This is a genomic window from Achromobacter sp. 2789STDY5608621 (assembly GCF_001299375.1).
Lineage (GTDB): Bacteria > Pseudomonadota > Gammaproteobacteria > Burkholderiales > Burkholderiaceae_B > Achromobacter > Achromobacter insuavis.
This window is the reverse complement of the sequence record NZ_CYTU01000078.1, coordinates 1-19503: the sequence shown is the minus strand read 5'-3', so window position 1 is coordinate 19503 and position 19503 is coordinate 1. Positions and strand designations below refer to the sequence as shown.

16 protein-coding genes are annotated in these 19503 nt (G+C 71.3%); 2 read left to right on the top strand and 14 right to left on the bottom strand.

What is annotated here, in order from left to right:
* Positions 1 to 2163 (bottom strand): CHASE3 domain-containing protein (locus AOZ53_RS32025; protein WP_231690721.1); only part of this gene is annotated, 2163 nt, incomplete at its 3' end.
* A gap of 241 nt (positions 2164 to 2404) precedes the next feature.
* Here AOZ53_RS32025 and AOZ53_RS32020 point away from each other — a divergent pair.
* The gene (locus AOZ53_RS32020) at positions 2405 to 2839 is read left to right on the top strand and encodes a response regulator (protein ID WP_231689722.1); all 435 of its coding nucleotides are present in this window, start codon (positions 2405 to 2407) and stop codon (positions 2837 to 2839) included.
* A gap of 77 nt (positions 2840 to 2916) precedes the next feature.
* Here AOZ53_RS32020 and AOZ53_RS32015 read toward each other — a convergent pair whose 3' ends face one another.
* The 7 genes from AOZ53_RS32015 to AOZ53_RS31985 form a co-directional block, all read right to left on the bottom strand.
* Positions 2917 to 3591 (bottom strand): ankyrin repeat domain-containing protein, encoded by a 675-nt coding sequence (locus AOZ53_RS32015; RefSeq protein ID WP_082385862.1) that lies wholly within the window; start codon positions 3589 to 3591, stop codon positions 2917 to 2919.
* A gap of 67 nt (positions 3592 to 3658) precedes the next feature.
* On the bottom strand, positions 3659 to 5995 hold the full coding sequence (locus AOZ53_RS32010; RefSeq protein WP_054428858.1) for a molybdopterin guanine dinucleotide-containing S/N-oxide reductase: 2337 nt from the start codon (positions 5993 to 5995) through the stop codon (positions 3659 to 3661).
* 7 nt (positions 5996 to 6002) lie between these two features.
* Complete coding sequence (locus AOZ53_RS32005) at positions 6003 to 6866, bottom strand: sulfurtransferase (RefSeq protein ID WP_054478787.1); 864 nt, start codon at positions 6864 to 6866, stop codon at positions 6003 to 6005.
* A gap of 13 nt (positions 6867 to 6879) precedes the next feature.
* Positions 6880 to 7221, bottom strand: a complete 342-nt coding sequence (locus AOZ53_RS32000; protein ID WP_006391254.1) for a carboxymuconolactone decarboxylase family protein — start codon at positions 7219 to 7221, stop codon at positions 6880 to 6882.
* A 37-nt stretch (positions 7222 to 7258) separates the two neighbouring features.
* Entirely contained in the window at positions 7259 to 8263 is a 1005-nt protein-coding gene (locus tag AOZ53_RS31995; RefSeq protein WP_054490929.1) for a tripartite tricarboxylate transporter substrate binding protein, read from the bottom strand.
* A gap of 40 nt (positions 8264 to 8303) precedes the next feature.
* Positions 8304 to 9668 carry an adenylosuccinate lyase gene (gene purB / locus AOZ53_RS31990; RefSeq protein ID WP_054478782.1) on the bottom strand — a complete coding sequence of 455 codons (1365 nt, stop codon included), beginning with the start codon at positions 9666 to 9668 and terminating at the stop codon, positions 8304 to 8306.
* A gap of 18 nt (positions 9669 to 9686) precedes the next feature.
* Entirely contained in the window at positions 9687 to 11129 is a 1443-nt protein-coding gene (locus AOZ53_RS31985) for an FAD-binding oxidoreductase (protein WP_054428853.1), read from the bottom strand.
* Between the two features lie 159 nt (positions 11130 to 11288).
* On the opposite strand from AOZ53_RS31985, the gene AOZ53_RS31980 reads away from it, so the two are divergent.
* The gene (locus tag AOZ53_RS31980) at positions 11289 to 12017 is read left to right on the top strand and encodes an IclR family transcriptional regulator (protein ID WP_231689723.1); all 729 of its coding nucleotides are present in this window, start codon (positions 11289 to 11291) and stop codon (positions 12015 to 12017) included.
* 51 nt (positions 12018 to 12068) lie between these two features.
* Here AOZ53_RS31980 and AOZ53_RS31975 read toward each other — a convergent pair whose 3' ends face one another.
* The 6 genes from AOZ53_RS31975 to AOZ53_RS31950 all read right to left on the bottom strand — a co-directional run.
* Entirely contained in the window at positions 12069 to 13451 is a 1383-nt protein-coding gene (locus AOZ53_RS31975; protein WP_054490925.1) for an MmgE/PrpD family protein, read from the bottom strand.
* 92 nt (positions 13452 to 13543) lie between these two features.
* Entirely contained in the window at positions 13544 to 14923 is a 1380-nt protein-coding gene (locus tag AOZ53_RS31970; protein ID WP_054490923.1) for a S41 family peptidase, read from the bottom strand.
* 29 nt (positions 14924 to 14952) lie between these two features.
* The gene (locus AOZ53_RS31965) at positions 14953 to 15417 is read right to left on the bottom strand and encodes a hypothetical protein (RefSeq protein WP_054490921.1); all 465 of its coding nucleotides are present in this window, start codon (positions 15415 to 15417) and stop codon (positions 14953 to 14955) included.
* A gap of 88 nt (positions 15418 to 15505) precedes the next feature.
* Positions 15506 to 15967: a hypothetical protein gene (locus tag AOZ53_RS31960; RefSeq protein ID WP_054428848.1), complete on the bottom strand. Its 462-nt coding sequence runs from the start codon at positions 15965 to 15967 to the stop codon at positions 15506 to 15508.
* A 143-nt stretch (positions 15968 to 16110) separates the two neighbouring features.
* Complete coding sequence (locus AOZ53_RS31955) at positions 16111 to 18624, bottom strand: TonB-dependent receptor (RefSeq protein ID WP_082385861.1); 2514 nt, start codon at positions 18622 to 18624, stop codon at positions 16111 to 16113.
* A 140-nt stretch (positions 18625 to 18764) separates the two neighbouring features.
* The coding region (locus AOZ53_RS31950) for a FecR domain-containing protein (RefSeq protein ID WP_197286552.1) at positions 18765 to 19503 on the bottom strand (739 nt) is incomplete at its 5' end.

The following is a 19503-nucleotide window of genomic DNA, read 5'->3' as shown; positions in this document are numbered from 1 at the left end:
GGCGGGCGCCGCCCAGGCGGGGATGGCGGGGGGCATCGGGATCGGCGCGGGGAGGCTGGGGCCGGACGCCGCCGGCGCGGCCTCCAGGCGCATCGGCAGCAGCAGCGTGAACACGCTGCCTTGCCCCGGCGTGCTGACCAGCGACAGCGTGCCGCCCAGCAGCTTGGCCAGGTCGCGCGAGATCGACAGGCCTAGGCCGGTGCCGCCATGCTTGCGGTGGCTGCTGCCGTCGGCCTGGCGGAAGGCCTCGAAAATCAGTTCCTGCTGGTCGGCCGGCACGCCGATGCCGGTGTCCTGCACGGCGAACGACAGCATATTGCGCGGCGCGCGCGAGACCTTGAGCGCCACGGTGCCCTGCTCGGTGAACTTGAAGGCGTTGGACAGCAGGTTCTTCAGCACCTGGCCCAGCCGTTGCGGATCGGTGTGCAGCGACGCCGGCACGTCGGCGGCGATGTCCAGTTCCAGCGCCAGGCGCTTGTCCTGCGCGATCGGCCGCAGCGGATCCAGCAGCCGTTCCAGCGTCGGCGCGATGGCCACGGCCTCGACTTCCACGGTGGCCTGGCCGGCCTCGATCTTGGCCAGGTCGAGGATGTCGTTGATCAGCGCCAGCAGGTCGCTGCCCGCTTCGTAGATGGTCTGCGCGTACTTGACCTGGTCCGCGCTCAGGTTGCCCGGCTTGTTCTCGGACAGCAGCTTGGACAGGATCAGCGTCGAATTCAGCGGGGTGCGCAGCTCGTGGCTCATGTTGGCCAGGAACTCGCTCTTGTACTGGCTGGCCTGCGTCAGCAGCCGCGCCTTGTCGGTCAGCGCGCCCTGCACCCGCAGCAATTGCTCGGTTTGGCGCTCCAGGCTGACGTTGGCCTGCTTGAGCTCGGTCTGCTGCACTTCCATGCGCGCCTGCGATTCCTGCAGGATGCGGCTTTGCTGCTCCAGCTCTTCGTTGCTGACGCGCAGCTCTTCCTGCTGGGTCTGCAGTTCTTCCGACTGGCGCTGGGTCTCGGCCAGCAGCGCTTCGAGGCGCGAGCGGTCCAGGCCGGCGCGGATCGCGGAGGCCAGCATTTCGGAGGCGCCTTCCAGCAGGCTGCGTTCGCTCTGGCCGACGGCGTGGTTGAAGCCCAGCTCGATCACGGCATAGACCCGCTCGTTCTGCATGGCGGGCGCCAGGATCAGTTCGGCCGGGTTGGAGCGGCCGGTGGCCGAGGAGACCTCGAAGTGGCCGGCCGGCACATCGCGCAGGTGCAGCAGCTTGCGCGAGCTGGCGGCCTGCCCGACCAGTCCCTGCGCGGCGGGAATCTTCTGCGCCAGGCGCTCGGCCGGCAGGGCGTAGCCGCCAAACAGTTCAAGGTCGTCGCCGCCGTTGGTGACGACGTAGCCGGCGCCGACGCTGGCGTGCAGGTAGTCCGCCAGGTAGTCCAGCGCGCGCTTGCCGATCTCGTCCAGGCGATGGTCGCCGCGCAGGCGCAGGCTCAGGCCCGAGAGGCCGGTCGTGACCCAGGCCTGGCGCGCCTTGGCGCGGTATTCGCGGATGGTCATGCCGGCCGACGCCAGGATCAGCGCCAGCAGCAGCAGCGATCCGCCCCAGGAATAGAAGGTCGAGGTGGCCGAGGCCGCCGCCCAGGCCTCGCGTTCCTCCTCGACCTGGCTCAGCTGGCGCGTGTACAGGTCGGCGACCAGGTCGCGCAAGCGGTCCATCGCATCCTTGCCGGCGTCGGTGCGCACCACCGCCATGGCGCCTTCCACGTCGCCGGCCTTGCGCATTTCGACGGTCTCGCGCAGTTCGGTCAGTTTCTGCTGGGTGATGCCGGCGATGTCGTTGACGATGCGGCGCTGTGCCGAATCGCCGGCCGCCGCTTCCTTTACCACCTCGAGACGCTGTTCGATCAGCGGCACCGACCGCAGGTACGGTTGCAGGTAGGAGGGGTCGCCCGTCAACAGATAGCCGCGCTGGCCGATCTCGGCATCCTTGAGCGCCGAGTTGAACAGGCTGAGCTGGCGCACCGTCTCGGTGGCGCGGTCCATGGCCTTGACCGCGCGGGTCCGCGTCTCCGCCGAACGCACGTTGACGAAGGCGATGAGCAGGGTGGCCAGCGCCGCCATCACGAAGCCGGCGATCAGGGTGCGCGGAAGGGTGTGGCGGCTGGCGGGTTGCTGCGAATTCGGCATGAGAACGGATTACGGTTCAGAGGAAAGGGCGGCGCGCGGGGCGGGGGCGGCGTGGACGATTATAGGGATGCGCTCTGACCCCCGCCGCCAGGCCAAACCGGGGAAATATACAGGGGTATGGGGCGTTCGTTTCGCCCGGATACAATTACTTCACACATGAAGAGCCCGCATGTCCTAGGATTCGGCCTCTCCCCCAATCTGTTTTGCCCGCCGGCGTCTTGAATGCATGGCACCGACAACCATGACGAAAATCCTTTTGGTCGACGATCAGCCCGTGCTGGTCGCCCTGATGAGCGAATTCCTGAGCGGCGAAGGCTATGACGTCACGACGCACACGGACGGCCTGACCGCGCTGCGGCAGATGCTCGAAGTGCGGCCGGATCTGGTCATCACCGACTTTTCCATGCCCGGCATGGACGGCGGGGCCTTGCTGACCGCCATGCGCGAGAACGCCTACCTGGGCGACACGCCCGTGCTGGTGCTGAGCGGCCGCCCGGAATCCGAGATCGCCGCGGCCTGCGAAGGGCGCGCCACCCTGATGCGCAAGCCCGCCGAGCCGCACGACGTGCTGGCGGCCGTTCGCCGCCTGGCGCCGGCGCCCGCGCGGCGGCCGCGCGCCGACGCGCCGATCCTGGCGGCGGGCGAGACCCGCGAGTTGGCCGCCCTGGCCGCGTAGCGCCGCATCACCGCGCGCCGGGCCCGGCCCGCGCCTGCGCACGCATTCACATCGAAGACAGGGGCCGGCCAGCGCCGTCAGCGCGCCCCGGCGGCCAGCAGCAGTTGCGCCGTCGCCGCCTGCCCGCGCTGACGCGCGTGCCACAGGGGGCTGCGGCCATCGCCATCGGCCAGGTTCACATCGGCCCCGCCCGCGATCAGCAGCGCGACCACGGCCTGGTGGTCCGGCCCGCCATCGCTCAGGATGATGGCCTCCAGCAAGCCCGTCCAGCCCAGCCGGTTGACATGGTCCGGATCGACGCCGGCCGCCAGCAGCATGCGCACCGTTTCGACCAGGCCGCGTTCGCAGGCCGGGATCAGCGCGGTGCCGCCGTAGCGGTTGGTGCTGCGCAGGTCGGCGCCATGGCGCAGCGTCTGCGCCAGGATGCCGTTGTGGCCGCGCGCGCCGGCGTAGAGGTAGGCGCTGTCCTGCATGGCGTTCTTGGCGTTGACATCGGCCCCGGCCTGGATGAGGACCGAGGCGGCCGCCTCGGCATTGGCCAGCGTGGCGCGCAGCAGCGGCGTGTTGCCGTCGGCGTCGCGCGCTTCCAGCGGCGCGCCCCGGGCCAGCAGGGCCTGAACCCGGGCGGCGTCGCCGTCGCCGGCGGCCTGCAACAGGGCGGCGCCGGCTTCGCCCGAGCTGGCCGCGCTGCCCTCCGCGACCGCCAGCAGGGTGGCGGCCAGGAAGGCGCGCCAGGAACGGATGATGGACATGCGCAGAGCCTCCTTGTGCGGGATCGCGATATCCCCCGATTATGCCGCCAAGGTCCGGTTCGGGCCGTCAGCGCCTGGAGTCGTCCGTGCGCGGACGGTCGAACGCCCGGATCGGCGGCAGCGCGCCGTCATGGCGCTCGACCTGCACCGCCGTCAACTGGCCGCTGCAGCCCTGCGCCAGCGACGAGGTGCCGACATCGCGCGTCAGGACGTTGGGATTGCCGTGGCCGCACAGCGTCACCTCGCCGCGTTCGTCGCGCACCGGGTCGTACCAGGCGCCGGTGGGCAACTGCGCCACGCCGGGCATGATGGCCTCGCTCAACGTGGCGCTGGCCAGGCAGGCGCCGCGTTGGTTGAACAGCCGCACGATGTCGCCCTCGGCGATGCCGCGGGCCGCGGCGTCAGCGGGATGCAGGGTGCAGACCTCGCGGCCCTGGCGCTTCTGCGAGGCGCTGTGGGCGCCGAAGTCCAGCTGGCTGTGCAGGCGGGTGGCGGGCTGGTTGGCCACCAGGAACAGCGGATGCGCCGGGGTCGGCGCGTCTTGCGGCGCCAGCCAGGCCGGATGGCCGGGGCAGTCGGCATAGCCGAAGCCGGCGACGGTCGGCGAGCTGATCTGCACCTTGCCGCTGGGCGTGGGCAGCGGCTTGCCGGCGGGATCGTCGCGGAACGCGCGCAGGATGCCGCCGTCGTCGTCCTGCTGCGGCAGCGTCAATTCGCCGCGCGCCCAGAACTGGTCGAAGTCCGGCGCCTCCAGGCCCTTGTCCGCGAGCGCCGCGCGGGTCCGTTCATACAGGTGGCGCAGCCATTCGGCGCTGTCGCGGCCTTCGGTGAAGGCTTCGCGCGTGCCCAGCCGTTCGGCCAGGTCGGTGAAGATGTCGTAGTCGTCGCGCGCCAGGCCGTTGGGCGCGGCGATGCGGTGCATGGCCACCAGCAGCGGGTCGGTGGGCGCGCCGCCGATGTCCTCGCGCTCCAGCGTCATCGTGCAGGGCAGCACGATGTCGGCATGGCGCGCGGTGGCGGTCCAGCCGATCTCGTGGACCACGAAGGTGTCGAGCGTGGCGAAGGCGCGGGCCAGGCGCTTGAGGTCCTGGTGATGGTGGAACGGATTGCCGCCGGCCCAATAGGCCAGGCGGATGTGCGGATAGTCCATGCGCTTGCCGTTGTAGTCGAACGGCTCGCCGGGGTGCAGCAGCATGTCGGCGATGCGCGCCACGGGAATGAAATCCTTGACGCCGTTGGTGCCCTGCGGCAGCGACGCCACCGGCACCGCGTTGCTGCGCTTGCCGTAGTGCGCCAGCGTGCCCAGCGCATAGGCGTAGCCGCCGCCCGGCAGGCCCAGCTGGCCCAGTGCCGCGGCCAGCACCGCGCCCATCCAGACGGGCTGTTCGCCGTGTTCGGCGCGCTGCAGCGAATGCGCCACCGTCACCAGCACGCGCTTGCCCGGCAGCAGCCGCGCGATGCGGGCGATCTCTTCGGCCGGCACGCCGCAGATCGGCGCGGCCCAGGCCGGGTCCTTGGCCTGGCCATCCGCGCGCCCCATCAGGTAGTCCTCGAAGCCGCCCCAGCCTTCGCAGAAGTCGCGCAGGAACGCCTGGTCGTGCCAGCCGTTGGCGACCAGTTCATGCACCAGCGCCAGCATCAGCGCCACGTCGGTGCCGGGCACGGCGCGAATCCATTGCGCCGCCGCGTCGGCCGGCAGGTCGGTGGCCAGCGGGCTGATGTTCAGGAAGCGGCAGCCGCGTCGCGCGGCCTGGCGCATCGAGTCGCGCTCGATGTGGCGGCTGATGCCGCCGCTGGCCACGCGCGAATTCTTCAGCGCCATGCCGCCGAAGGCCAGCACCACGTCGGTATGCGCGACGATCTGTTCCCAGGTGACGTTGCGGCGCGCCACATCGTCCATGCCGCCCAGGATGTGCGGCAGGATCACCGCCGAGGCGCCGGCGCTGTAGCTGTTGACCGAGCGCACGTAACCGCCCAGCGAGGTGTTCAGGAAGCGGTGCACCTGGCTCTGCGCGTGATGGAAGCGGCCGGCGCTGGACCAGCCGTACGAGCCGCCGAACACCGCCTGCGGGCCGTGCTGGTCGCGCACCCGGCGCAGTTCGGCGGCCAGCAGGTCCAGCGCCTCGGGCCAGCTGACCGGCACATAGTCGTCGCGCCCTCGGCGCGCGTCCGGTCCCGGCCCGCGTTCCAGCCAGCCGCGCCGCACCATCGGCGTGGTGACGCGCGCCGGGTGATCCAGCGCGTTGGTGAAGTTCTCGATCAGCGGATTGGGATCGGGGTCGCCCGGATGCGGCCGCACCTCGAGCGCGCCGTCTTTCCACGCGGCGGAGAAGACACCCCAGTGCGCGCTGTGGGGCAGGCGGCCGCTGTCGGGACGGGGCGGGCGGGAGGATGCGTCGATCATGGGCGGGTCAGGGGTGGGCGCCCGTGGCGACGGGCGCGTCGGGTTGCGCGCTCCATTCGCTCCACGAGCCGGGGTAGAGGGCCGCGCCGGGCAGGCCGGCGATTTCCATGGCCAATAGATTGTGGCACGCCGTGACGCCGGAGCCGCATTGGCACACCACCGCGTCCGGCGCGCGGCCATCCAGGTGCGCCAGGAAGGCCTGGCGCAGCGCGTCGGGCGGCAGGAAGCGGCCATCGGCGCCCAGGTTGTCGCGGAAGAAGCGGTTGCGCGCGCCGGGGATGTGGCCGCCGACCGCATCCAGCGTCTCGTTCTCGCCGCGGTAGCGGTCGGGGGCGCGGGCGTCCAGCACTAGGCGCGCCTGCGAGGCCAACGCCTGCCGCAGCTGGGCGTAGTCCAGCGTGGGCTGGCGGCCCTCGGCCACGGCCAGGGTGCCCGCCGGTCGCGGCGCCGGCGCTTCGGTCGTCAACGGCAGGCCCGCCGCCCGCCAGGCGCCCACGCCGCCGTCCAGCACCGCCACGGCCTCGTGGCCGATCCACCGCAGCAGCCACCACAGCCGCGCCGCGTACATGCCGCCGGCGTTGTCGTAGGCGACCACCTGGGTGTCCGCATTCACGCCCAGCGCCGCCAGGGCCCGCGCCAGCGCGGCGCGGTCGGGCAGCGGGTGGCGGCCGTTGCGGCCGGTCTTGGGGCCGCTGAGGGTGTCTTCCAGATGCACGTGGAAGGCGCCCGGCAGGTGGCCCGCGTCGTAATGGCGGCGGCCCGCCTGCGGATCCGTCAGCTCGAAGCCGCAGTCCAGCAGCAGGATGTCATGGAGGCGCGGGCCTTGCAGCGCGCGGGCCAGTTCGTCCGCGCCGATCAGGGTGGTGTGCATGCGTGGCTCCCGTTCAACCCTGGCCGGCCGTCAGCGCGTCCATCGCGCGCAGCGAGTACACGTAGGCGGCGCCGGCGTTCAGGGCGATGGCGGTGCTCAGGGCCTCGCTCAGTTCCAGCTCCGTCACGCCGGCCTTGCGGGCGGCGTCGGCGTGCGCGGCGATGCAGCCGTCGCAGCGGGTGGTGACGGCCACCGCCAGCGCGATCAGCTCGCGCGTCTTGGCGTCGAGCGTGCCGGTGGCGCCCTGCGCCTGGTTCAGCGCGCGGAACGCGGTCAGCAGCTGCGGGTTGTGCTTGCCCAGGGCCTCGCCGGCCTTGCGGTTGTTGGCGAGGGTGTCGGTCCAGTTCTGCAACATGAGGGGTCTCCTGAAAATCGGTGGGGTCGGATGGGGTTCATTGGCCGATCTGCTTGAGCAGGTCGGGGGTGGCGGCTTTGCGGTAGTTGGCGATGTCTTCGAGGATGTACTGCCTGAACTGGTCCGTCGGCAGGTCGCGCTCCATCGCGGCGTCCTTGCGGATGGTGTTCTGCACCGTGGGGTCCGCCAGCGCGCGCGACAGGTGCTCGGACAGCACCTTGATCACGGCGGGCGGCGTGCCGGCGGGCGCGGCCAGGCCATACCACTGCGTCATGGTCATGTCGATGCCGAGTTCCTTGAAGGTCGGCACGTCGGGCAGGATCGTGCTGCGCTGGCGGCCGGTCAGCGCCAGCACGCGCAGCTGGCCCTGCTGCACCTGCGGCACCAGCGGCGAGGCGGTGGCGAAGAACATGTCGATCTGTCCGCCCAGCATGTCGGTGATGGCGGGGCCGGAGCCCTTGTACGGCACGTGCAGCAGCTTCAGGTGGCCCAGCTCCTTGATGGTCTCCATGCCGATGTGGGCGGCGCCGCCGGTGCCGGTGGAGGCAAAGGTCAGTTCCTTCTGCTTGGCGGCGTCGATCACTTCGCGCGCCGTCTTGAAGTGCGACGGCGTGGCCACGAACAGGCCGTGCGGCGCTTCCAGGATCAGGCCGATCGGCGCGAAGTCGTCCGGCACCTTGTACGGCAGGCTCTGCGGCTTGAGCGCCGGCGACACGGCCAGGTTGCCGCTCATGGCCAGCAGGATGGTGTAGCCATCGGGGGCGGCCTTGGCGACCAGACCGGCGGCGATGTTGCCGCCCGCGCCCGGCCGGTTCTCGACGATCACGGTCTGCCCCAGCGTCTTGCCCATGGCGGTGGCGATCAGGCGGCCGTAGAGGTCGCCGCCGCCGCCCGGCGGAAAGCCCACCACCAGGGTGATGGGACGCTCGGGAAATGCCGCCTGCGCCTGGCCGCCGGCCAGCGCGGCCAGGCCCAGTGTCGCGGCGATGGCGGCGCGCCGCCCCAGCCGGCGCATGGCGCCGCTCGCGAAGGAAATGCCCATGGTGTTTGTCTCCTGTGTATTTTTTATCAGGGGGGAACCGTCAGGCCTGCAGCCAGCCGGCTTGATGTCGCTGCACCACCCTGTCCACCGAGGCGGCGCACTGCCCCAGGTAGCCCGAGGGATCGGTCAGGCGCAGGATCTCTTCCTCGCCCAGCAGGTTGGCCAGATCCTTGTGCTGGCGCAGCGCCTGGGCGAAGTCGAGCTTGTGGGTGATGCCGTGCATCGAGGCCTCGTAGATCCATTCGTGCGCGGTCTGTTTGCCGACGCGCTCGGACAGGTCCAGCATCACGTGTTCGGACAGCAGGTAGCCGCGCATGCGGTCCAGGTTCAGCGCCATGGCGTCGGCATCGACGCGCAGGCCGGCCAGCAGGTTTTTTGCCTGGAACAGCATGGCGCCGGCGATCAGGCAGCATTCCGGCAGCGCCTTCCATTCGATCTTCCAGGCGATGCCGTCGCGCTCGCCTTCCTGCACCATGCCTTCGAGCATCAGCGCCGCGTTGGCGCGCAGCGGCCGGCACAGGCCGGCGAGGTTCTCGGCCGAGGTCGGGTTGCGCTTGTGCGGCATGGTCGACGAACCCAGCTTGCCTTCCGAGAAGGCTTCCTCGACTTCGGCGAATTCGTTGCGTTGCAGGTTGAAGAGTTCATTGCCGATCTTCGACAGCGTGGCGCCGATCATGGCCAGCACCAGCGCGTACTCGGTGAAGCGGTCGCGCGCCGGCGCCCAGCTGATCGGGGCCGCCTCCAGTCCCAGCTTGGCCAGCGTGCGGCGCTCGACCTCGGCGGCCTGTTCGCCCAGCGAGGCCTGGCTGCCGACCGCGCCGACCACCATGCCCACCAGCACCCGCGCCTCGCATTCCTTCAGGCGCTCGTGATGGCGCGCCAGCTCGTCCAGCCACACCGCGCACTTGTGCCCGAAGGTGATGGGCAGCGCCTGCACGCCATGGGTGCGGCCCGCCATCGGCGTGTCGCGATGGCTTTGCGCCAGGCGCGCCAGCTCGCGCCCGACGGCGGCGAGGTCGCGCATGAAGACGGCATGGGCCTGCTTGAGCTGCAGCGCCACGCCGGTGTCGACCACGTCCTGGGTGGTGGCGCCATAGTGCAGCCATTCGCCATGGTCCGGGCCGCAATGCGCCTGCAACTGCTTGAGCGCCGGCACCAGCGAATGCTTGATGCGGCGGATCTCGGCCGACATGGCCGTGATGTCGATATTGGCGACGGCGGCCTGGGCGCGGATCCGCGCGGCGGCGGCGGCCGGGATGATGTCCAGCTCGGCCTGGGCCTCGGCCAGCGCGGCCTCGAATTCCAGCCATTGCTGCACGCGGTTCTCTTCCGAGAAGATGGCGCGCAGTTCATCGGTGCTCCACAGGTGCTGGAGCGATTGCATGTCGAAGACGGAAACGGGCATGGTGCGGGTCCTGGAGGCTTAGGAGTGACGGGCGGGGCGCGGCAGCAGCCGGCCCGGGTTGAAGGTGCCGCGCGGGTCGAGCGCGTGCTTGATGCGCTGCATCACGTCGACCGAGACGGCGGGCTTGTATTGCAGGAAGGCGTGCTGCTTGAGGCGGCCGATGCCGTGTTCGGCCGAGATCGATCCGCCCAGCTGCGCGGCGACCTCGTGCACGACGTCGTGCACCGCGTCCTCTCGCGCCCGGAAGGCGGCATCGTCCATCGCCAGGGGCTTGCTCTGGTTGTAGTGCAGGTTGCCGTCGCCGACGTGGCCGAAGCAGACGATGCGGATGCCCGGCATCAGGGCCTGCAGCCGCGCGCCGGCGGTGGCGATGAATTCGGGGATGCGCGACACCGCGACCGAGATGTCGTGCTTGATGGAGGGGCCGTCCAGCCGCTGCGCCTCCGGCACGTGCTCGCGCAGCGCCCACAGCTCGTGCGCCTGGCGGCCGGAGGCGGCGATCACCGCGTCGGTCACGCCGCCGTGTTCCATCGCGGCTTCCAGCACGCCTTCCACGGCGGGCTCGGGATCCATCAGCGCCGAGGTCTCCGAGACGTCGAACAGCACCGCCCAGGGCGAGGGCTGCGCCAGCGGATCGCGCATGCCGTCCAGCGGATGCGCCAGCACCTGGTCCAGGGTCTGGCGGCCGATCAGCTCGAACGCCGTGACGCGCTCGCCGACCGCGTCGGTCAGGCGCGCCAGCAGGTCCACCGCCGCCTGCGGCGTCGGCACCGCGGCCCACACGGTCACCACCTTGCGCGGCAGGGCGTACAGGCGGAAGGCCGCCGCCGTGACCACGCCCAGCGTGCCCTCGCCGCCGATGAACAGCTGCTTGAGGTCGTAGCCGGTGTTGTCCTTGCGCAGCGTGCCCAGCTGCGGCAGCACGCGGCCGTCGGCCAGCACCACTTCCAGGCCCAGCGTCAGGTCGCGGGTATTGCCATAGCGCAGCACCTGCTCGCCGCCGGCGTTGGTGGAGACCACGCCGCCGATGGTGGCGCTGCCTTCCGAGGCCAGCGACAACGCGAACAGCCGACCGGCGTCGGCGGCCGCCTGCTGCGCCGCCAGCACGGTGCAGCCGGCTTCCAGCGTGATGCTGTTGTCCAGCGCGTCGACCCGGCGCACGGCGGTCATGCGGTCCAGGCTCAGCACCACTTCGCGGCCCGAGGCGTCGGGCGTCGAGCCGCCGACCAGGCCGGTGTTGCCGCCTTGCGGCACCACCGCCACGCCCTGCGCCGCGCACAGCGCCACCACCCGCGAGACTTCGGCCGTATTGGCGGGGCGCGCCACGGCGCGCGCGGCGCCGGGAAAATTGCGGCGCCAGTCGGCCGTGTAGCGGGCCATGTCGGCCGCGTCGGTCAGGACGTGGGACGGCCCGACGATGGCGCCGAGCGCCGTGGCGATTGCATCGATCTGATTCGGCATAATGCTACGGTGCGCGGCGCCGGGGGCTGGCCCCCTTGCCGCGCGACGCTTGTCTCCTGGTTGAAACCGGGACGGCATTTCCCTGGTCCGGTAGCCGTCTTTCGTTTCATTGATTAAAATACGTTTTATTGAACAAAACTATAGGAAGCATCCGAAACCGTGTCAAGCGAGAATTCCCCTAAGCCGCCCGCCGGCGTGCTCGAACGCGGCATCTCCGTGCTGGAGTGTTTTGGCGAAGACCATCTGCGCCTGTCGCTGCGCGACCTGGCCGACCGCACCGGCCTGGACAAGGCCACGCTGCTGCGCCTGCTGGGCGTGTTCATCAAGGCGCGCATGATCCATCGCTACGACAGCAGCACCTACGCGCTGGGACCGGCGCTGCTGCACATGGGCATGCTGTATCGCGATACCTTCGACCTGGGTTCGCGCCTGCAGCCGGCGCTGCGCAGCATCGTGGCGCAGACCGGCGAGACCGTGGCCCTGTACGTGCGCAGCGGCGACGACCGCATCTGCCTCTACCGCGAAAACACCACCAAGGAAGTGCGCCACCACGTCGAGGTCGGCACGCGCATCAGCCTGAAGGACGGCGGTTCGTCGGCGCATGTGCTGCGCGCCTTCACCGGCGGCACGACGCCTCTGGCGCGCGACATCCAGGAAAAGGGCTACGCCATGACCCGCTCCGAGCGGGTCGCGGAAATGGCGTCGGTGGCCGTGCCGGTGTTCGATGCCGACGAGACCTTCGTCGGCGCGCTGGTGGTGCTGGGGCTGGCCTCGCGCCACAACGAGGCGGCGCAGCGCAAGGCGGTCGAGATCGCGCGCCACGAACTGGCGCAGCAGGGCTTTCGCACCGCGCCGCCCGCGTCCTGGACGCCGTCCGTCACGCCATGACGGGCGCATGAGGCGGATCGGCGCGCCCCGGCGGGCGCGCCTTGTCGGCGCCTAGCGGGACGCCGCCGCGCCGAACAGCGCGGGATCCGGCAGGCAGGGCCGCGCGTCATTGCCGGCATCGGTGAAGCGCTCGCACCAGGCCACGATGGCCTGGGCGGCGGCGTCATCCATGGCCGGCGCAAAGGCGCGCATGCGCGCCTGCAGCGTGGGCCAGTCGTAAGGGTCTTCGGGATCGCCGCGCCGCAACTGGCGCAACGCGCTCAGCCTGCGCCCATCCTTCAGCGTCAGGGTCACGCGGCTGGGCCGCAGGCGGGGAAACTCGCGCTGGAAGGCGTCGCTGGTGCGCACCGTGATGCGGCGCGCCAACGCAAGCAGGTCTGGCGCCTGCAGGTCCGGCGACTCCATGTCCTCGATGCCGAGCCGGCCCGCGAGCAGCAGCCGCGCCACCACATAGCGCAGCGAGAAGCAGGTCTGCGCGGGCGTGGCGGGCCAGTCGACGCCGGCGATCTTGAGCGCATGCGTGAAGATCTCGACGTCGACCGATTCGATCTCGTCGGGCGTCAGCGCGTGCGCATCCAGCAACTCGCGGGTGGCGTCCAGCGGCGTGAAGAGCTGGGCGCAGCAGGGCCAGGCCTTGATGGTGGCGGTGTTCAGGCGCTCCTCGGCATCGAGGCCGCCGTCGAGCGCATCGAGCGGACCGTCGCCCGCCAAGAGCGCGTGCAGCCCGCGGGCGCCGGTGGCGAAGCGGCGCGCGCCGGGCAGGCCGGCGCGCGCGGCATAGGCGGCGGCCAGGCCGTTGCGCACGGCGAAGGCTGGGTGCAGCGACTTGGCCTCGTGCGCCTCGTCGTCCACCAGCTGCCACAGGCCCGCGGCCTGCGTGGCGCCGATGCCGAGCGCATGGTGCAACGGCGCCGGCGCCAGCCCCAGGGCCACGCCCGCGGCCGCCGCCGCGCCCACCGCGCCCGCCGTCGCCGTGGCGTGAAACCCCGCCGCATGGCGCGTGCCCAGGGCTTCGCCCAGGCGCAGCGAGACTTCGTAGCCGGCGATGATGGCGTCCGCGACCCGCCGCTGCGTCATGCCGCCGTCCGCCGCCAGCGCCAGCGCCGGCGTGACCGACACCACGCCCGGGTGCAGCATGGCGGCGCGGTGCGCGTCGTCGATTTCGCGGATATGGGCGATGGCGGCATTGGCGAAGGCCGCGCCATTGGCGTTGAGGGCCGGGCCGCCGAAGACGGGCGCTGGTCCCGCGCCGGGCTGGCAGTCGAGCGCCACGCGCCGATAGCGGGCCGCGGCCGGCGTGCCCGCGGCGGACCAGCCCGCGGTGAACCAGTCCAGCAGCGCCTGCGCCAGCCGTGCGCGCGTGGTCGGGGAGATCTGGCGCCGTTGCAGATCGGCCAGGTGGGCCACCAGAGTGTGTTCAGCGGAGATAGTCATCGTCGTTTCGTTGAATGGAATATTTTTCATTCAACGAAACGATAGGCGATTTGTCAAGCGCCATGGCGGGCGCGCACTCCGGGACGCCGCGCCTATCGCCGGCCCGCGCCCTGCAACGCGGTCAGCGCCGCGAGCCGCGCCAGATCGGCGCCGGCGGGGGCCGCGGCCAGGGCCGCGCGTATCCGCTGCGCCATCGGCTGGTTGAAATCGGCCGCGATCGCGGCGCGCACGGTGATACGCCCCGTGGCGCTGTCGAGCAGCAGGTCCGGGGTCACGCCGTCGCGGTCCAGCGGCGTGCCGTCGGACCGGTACACCCGCGCGCTGGTCACCACCAGCGCGCCCTGCGCGTCGGGCAGCGGCAGGACGGTCTGGATCGTGCCCGCGCCGGCGGTCCGCGCGCCGATGAGCAAGCCGCGGCCATGGTCCTGCAGCGCCGCCGCGACGATTTCCGCGCCGGCGCCGGTGCGCGCGTCCACCAGTATCACCATCGGCACGTCGTGCGGCAGGCGGCCGTGCCGGGCAACGAGCGTGACGGTGTTGGGCGGCGTGCGGCCGCGCAGGCTGCCGAGGCGGGTGCCTTCGGCCAGGACCGCGCCCGCCACGTCCTGGGTTGCCTCGAGCAGGCCGCCGCTGTTGCCGCGCAGGTCCAGCACCACGCCGGCCAGGGGCGCGCCGTTGCCCGCGATCGCGGTATCGAGCGCGGTCCGCAGCTGTTCGCCGGTCTGGCTCTGGAAGGCGGAGATCCGGATCACCGCCACCGCGCCGGCCCATTCCGGGCGCACCGAGGGCGGCGCCTGGACCGGGCCGCGCACGGGGTGCATGACGAGCGGGGCGGCGGCGCCGGGCCGCTGGATCACCACCTGGGGGCGGGTGCCCGGGGCGCCGCGCAACAGCGCCACCGCCTCGGGCAGCGGCAGGCCGGCGGTCGGGCGGCCATCGACGCTCGCGATGATGTCGCCGGCCTGGATGCCGGCGCGTTCGCCCGGGCTGCCGGGCAGGGGGCGCTCGACGGTCAGGGCGCCTTGCTGCATTGACATCTCCAGACCGATCGACGCTGGCGGCGGCGCCATCTCGGCGCGCGTGGCCACGCGGCTGTGGGTGTCCAGGCTGGCCAGCATGCCGCGCAGGGCCGCCTCCAGCGCCGCCGCGCGCGGCGCGCCCGCGTCAAAGCGCAGGATCTCGTCGGCCAGGATGCGGGTCTGCGGCGTGATGCCGGCGGCCTTGTCCTCGGCCTGGATCGCCTGCGCGATCGACGCCTTGCGCGCGTCGTCGGCGGCGCCGGGCAGCGCGGCGAGCGCGCGCAGGCCATGCACCGCCAGCGCGCGCGAATCGAGCGGGTCGACGTACTGGTCCGTGAGCTGCGTCAGCGCCGCGGCCAGCGTGCCTTCGACCTGCTGGCGCGATTGGGCCCGGGCGGGCGGCGCCAGCGCGATGCCGCAGGCAAGCAGCAGCGCGAACGCGGGCCGCGGCAAGCGGGGCCGGGACGCCTGGCGCGCGCCGATCACTGCACCTTCACGCGCACCGCGGCGCCGGGACGCGGTTCGAACGCCGGCACGGTGCGGTTCTTCAGGGCCTCGCCCTTGGGGCCCCACACCAGCGTGTCGGTGGGGAAGCTCTCATCGCGCGTCATCCTGTCGATCTGCGCCGCCACCAGCTTGGCGGCGCCGTCCACCTCAGGGTTCCAGGCGTACACGCCCCACTGGCCGTACCAGGCCGCGGGCGCGTCGGCGTCCAGGCGCCGGTCGGGGCACATCACCAGGCCCTTGTCGAGCAGCACGCGCAGGCCGCCCACCGGCACCAGCTTGACGGCGGGGGTGGTGCGCTCCTTGCTGTGTCCGGGGCATACGTTGGCGCTGCGCGCCACGGTGGTCTCGACGACCTCGCGGTCGGATTGGGCAACGGCGGTCGATGCGGCGCACAGGGCGAATGCGGCGGCAGTCCAGGCGAGAGGGATACGGCGGGTCATGCGTGGCCTCCTGGTCCGGGAGCGGACGGGTCGGTGGGTGGAAGTCCTGGCTGCCGGCCGCGCGGATGCGGGCCGGCGGACAAGGCGGTCATGGGGTTGGCGGCGTGCGCGGGCGGTCGGGGCGGATGATCCGCCAGAAGCTGGCGCCCACCACGGCGCCCAGCGCGGCGGCGGTCAACGGCACGATGGGGCGCGACACGATGGTGTCGGCCATCATGGCCAGCGCGAGCCGCAGATCGCCGGGACCGAATATCGAGGAAAGCAGGATCAGCGCGCACCAGCTCACCAGGCCGATGGCGGTGAAGGCCAGCAGATAGGGCGCCAGCGTGGCGCGGCCGCGGCGGCGCAGCGCGAAATGCGCGGGCAGGCCCAGCAGCAGCATGGCGCCGGCGCCCGCCGCCGCGCCCAGCAGGGTGGCGATCAAGGTCCAGTCCGGCTGCTCGGCGGCTGCGATGAAATCGGGCTGGCGCCAGAACAGATGGGCCTGCAATCCGATGACCAGCGCGGACCAGAAAGGTCCGGCCAGAAAGGCAAGGAGAAGTCTCGTCATGCTGCGAAGTGCGGCGCCGGTGCGGGCACGCGGCGCCTGGCTTTTTTTGCGTGCGGCGATCTTATCAGCCGCCATGTTTCGCTGGTGGTTACAGGTGCGACAAGATCCAGGCGGCCGTGCCGCGACCGCCCGTCGCCGCCGTGTCAGAAATCCATCGTCGCCGACAGGCTGATGGTCCGCGGCTGGCCGAGATACAGCCAGTTGCTGGAACTGCCCGACCAGTAGTCGCGGCCGAATGCGTTGTTGATGCCGGCGCGCAGCACCAGCGGGCGATCCCAGGCGCGGGTCTTGTAGCGGGCGCCGAAATCCCAGCGCGTCCAGCCGGGAATGCGGCGCGTATTGGCCTGGTCGAGATATTGCGGGCTGGTGGAGGTCATGCGCGCGGTGAGCGTCAGGCCGGGCAGGGCGGACAGGTCGTATTCGCCGCCGAGGTTCACCTGCCAGCGCGAGACGTTGGGCGCGATCTTGTCGTCGTACAGGCCGCCATCGGTCTTGGTCAAGCGCGGATCGGTGTAGGCCACGCCGCCCAGCAGGCGCAGGCCGCGCGCCGCTTCGCCGAAGACGTTCAGCTCCACGCCGCGATTGCGCTGTTCCATGCCGACCTGGTAGGTCGAGGTGCCGTCGCCGTTGGCGACCGCCAGGCCGCTTGGTTTCTCGATCTGGAACAGACTGACGGTGCCGCTGAAGCGGCCGAAGTCGTACTTCACGCCGACCTCGCGCTGCTTGACCTTGATCGGCGCGAACATCTGCCCGGCGTTGGTGGTGCCCATCGGCGCGGTGTCGCCCTGGATCAAGCCCTCGATGTAGTTGCCGTAGATCGACAGGTCCGTCGCCGGCTTGATCACGGCGGCGAGAACGGGGGTGATGGCATGTTTGTCGTAGGTGGCGCTGGCGACGCCGATGCCGGTGTCGGTGACGATGTTCCTGACCCGCTGGTAGCGCGCGCCAAACGTCAGCGCGATGCGGTCGTCGAGCCACGAGACCGTGTCGGACAGCGCCACGGACGGCAGCCGCAGCGAATTGGTCTGCGGCGGGTTCGACGAAAAGCCGTCCGTCGACGGACGGCTGACGCTGACGGGATGGTAGATGTTGGTGGTGAAGCTGGAGAACCCGTAGTACGCGTTCGTATAGCCCGTGTCGCTGGTCAGGTGGGTCGCGCTCAGGTTGACCTGGTGCTTGAACGCGCCGGTCTCGAAGGCGCCGCGCACGCCGGCCTGGACGACCCGGTTCTCGATCCAGTTGGGCCAGTAGTAGACGGTGGCCTGGGCGTTGCCGGCGGCGTCCGTGACGAACAGGTCGGTCGACAGATAGCGCGACCGCGTCTTGCTGGCGCCGACCGCGCCGTACACGCTCCAGTCGGGGTTGAGGTCGTACTCGGCCTTGGCGAGCAGGTAATCGCTCGTCGACCTGGAATACTCCCAGTCCTGGGCGATCTGGCGCCTGGCGGAGGGCGGCCTGGGAATGGACAGACCATCATCGATGCCGAACCCGGCCGCGCCCTGGGGCGCTTCGTTGTTCATCGTCTGGTGTCCCGCGTCCAGCGATGCGCGCGCATTGACGCCGCGATAGTCGATGCCGACCACCGCCGCGCCGAACTCGACCGATTGCCCGGCCGTGGCGGTTTTGCCGTCGCGGTACAGGCCGTTGAAGCGGATGCCCCATTGATCGTCCTGGCCAAAGCGGCGGCCGAAATCCAGGTGGCCGCCGACGTTGCCGTCGGACAGGTAGGTGGTGGTCAGGCGCGTCAGGGGCTTGTCGTCCGCGTGCTTCGGGACCATATTGATCGCGCCGCCGACGGCCCCGCCGGCGCCCGTCGCCATGCCGTTCAACAGCGCATTCGGGCCCTTGAGAATCTCGACGCGCTCGACCAGTTCGGCGGCGCCCGCGCGGCTGGAGATGATGCCGGGAATGCCATCGAGCAGGATCGAGTCCTGGACGGACAGGCCGCGGATCATGAAGATCTCGCCGCCCGCCGCCGCGTTCGTCAGGCCATAGGACACCGTGCGCACGGAGGGATCGTTGGCCAGCACATCGGCGATGGTGATGGCCTGCTGGTTCTCCATCAGGTCGGCGGTGTAGCTGGTGGTGTTGAACGGCGTATCCATCATGTCTTTGTTGCCAAGCAGCCCCATGCGGCTGCCGCGCGCGACCTGGTCGCCAGTGTAAGGCGCCGGCAGGCCGCCGGCCGGTTCGGCGCTGGCGGTGACGGTCACGGCGGGCAGCGTGGTGGGGGATCCGGACGTCGCGGCGGGCAGCGCGCGCAGCAGGTAGGCGCCATTCGTCTGGCGCACCGCTTCCAGGCCTTGCCCCGAGAGTAGCGTCGCCAGGCCGGCCTCCACGCCATACGTTCCCCGCAGTCCCGCGCTGGCCTTGCCCGCAGTCAGGCCGCCGGGCGCGGACAGCAGCACGCCCGCCTCCTGCGCGAAGCGGTTCAACACCGTGGTCAGCGGACCGGCGGCGATGTCATAGCGCCGCGTCTGCGCGGCGTCCGCCTCGGCCCGCGCCGGCACGGGCCAGGCCGCCGCGCAGAGCAGGGGGCCGGCGATGGACAGGTGCAGGGTGAGCAGCAGGGGGCGCAAGGCGGTGTCGGGCTTGCCCGCGGTCAGGCGGCGTGGCGCGGACGTGACGCGGTGCGGGAGGCGGCTACGGCGGTACATGGATGGCTATCCTCGAAGGTTGAAGGCGATGAGGCGACCAGCGAGGGCGGCGGCGGGCGCGCGCTGTCTGATCGACGCTTATCTCTTGAACCGGATGAGGCGGAAAAAGGGGAACCGTCCTACGCGGGAAAATTGCCGGGCTAGCGGGCGTCGACCGTGATCCACCAGGGCAGCGAGTGATGGATGCGGATCGGCAAGGTCTGCGCCAGCATGGCCAGGGCCTGGTCCGTGTCGTCGGTCGGATAGACCCCCATGACCTTCAGGCTGGCGACGGCGGGCGCCACGTTGATATGGCCGCGACGGTAGCGGCTCAGTTCGGCCAGCAGGTCACCCAGCGGCATGTTGTCGGCGAGCAGGATGCCCTTGCTCCAGGCCGCGCGCATGTCGTCGGCGCCATCCAGCGGGGTCAGCGCGCGGTCGTCGAAGCGCGCCGCCCCGCCCGCTTCGATGCGCCGTTGCCCGCCATATTGCGTGAGGATCTCGACGGCGCCGTCGAACACATCCAGGCGTGTCTGCTGGTCGGTCAGCCGAACCGTGAAACGGGTGCCCAGGGCCTGCAACCGGCCGAACCGCGTCTGCACGAAGAACGGCCTGCCCTGGGCGTCCGGAGCGGTCTCGATGAGGATTTCGCCGGCCAGCAGCGCCAGGCTGCGCATGCTGTCCTGGTAGCGCACCTGCAGCGCGGTGCCGGTGTTGAGCCAGACCCGGGAGCCATCCGCCAGCCGCAGCTCGCGCCGTTCGCCCGTGCCGGTGGCGTAGTCGGCGCGCAGCGCCGCCACCAGCGCGGGCAACGGTGTGTGGCGCCATCCCAGCCACGTCGCCGCGCCCAGGCCCAGGATGCCGGCCAGGCCGTTGACGACCCGGCGGCGCGTGGCCAGC

What these genes read in the sequence shown, in the direction of transcription:
- AOZ53_RS32000 (WP_006391254.1), bottom strand. Translation starts at nt 7,221, where the DNA reads ATGTTGCAGAACTGGACCGACACCCTCGCCAACAACCGCAAGGCCGGC.
- AOZ53_RS31955 (WP_082385861.1), bottom strand. Translation starts at nt 18,624, where the DNA reads ATGTACCGCCGTAGCCGCCTCCCGCACCGCGTCACGTCCGCGCCACGC.
- purB (WP_054478782.1), bottom strand. Translation starts at nt 9,668, where the DNA reads ATGCCCGTTTCCGTCTTCGACATGCAATCGCTCCAGCACCTGTGGAGC.
- AOZ53_RS32020 (WP_231689722.1), top strand. Translation starts at nt 2,405, where the DNA reads ATGACGAAAATCCTTTTGGTCGACGATCAGCCCGTGCTGGTCGCCCTG.
- AOZ53_RS32005 (WP_054478787.1), bottom strand. Translation starts at nt 6,866, where the DNA reads ATGCACACCACCCTGATCGGCGCGGACGAACTGGCCCGCGCGCTGCAA.
- AOZ53_RS32015 (WP_082385862.1), bottom strand. Translation starts at nt 3,591, where the DNA reads ATGTCCATCATCCGTTCCTGGCGCGCCTTCCTGGCCGCCACCCTGCTG.
- AOZ53_RS31965 (WP_054490921.1), bottom strand. Translation starts at nt 15,417, where the DNA reads ATGACCCGCCGTATCCCTCTCGCCTGGACTGCCGCCGCATTCGCCCTG.
- AOZ53_RS31960 (WP_054428848.1), bottom strand. Translation starts at nt 15,967, where the DNA reads ATGACGAGACTTCTCCTTGCCTTTCTGGCCGGACCTTTCTGGTCCGCG.
- AOZ53_RS31995 (WP_054490929.1), bottom strand. Translation starts at nt 8,263, where the DNA reads ATGGGCATTTCCTTCGCGAGCGGCGCCATGCGCCGGCTGGGGCGGCGC.
- AOZ53_RS31985 (WP_054428853.1), bottom strand. Translation starts at nt 11,129, where the DNA reads ATGCCGAATCAGATCGATGCAATCGCCACGGCGCTCGGCGCCATCGTC.
- AOZ53_RS32010 (WP_054428858.1), bottom strand. Translation starts at nt 5,995, where the DNA reads ATGATCGACGCATCCTCCCGCCCGCCCCGTCCCGACAGCGGCCGCCTG.
- AOZ53_RS31975 (WP_054490925.1), bottom strand. Translation starts at nt 13,451, where the DNA reads ATGACTATCTCCGCTGAACACACTCTGGTGGCCCACCTGGCCGATCTG.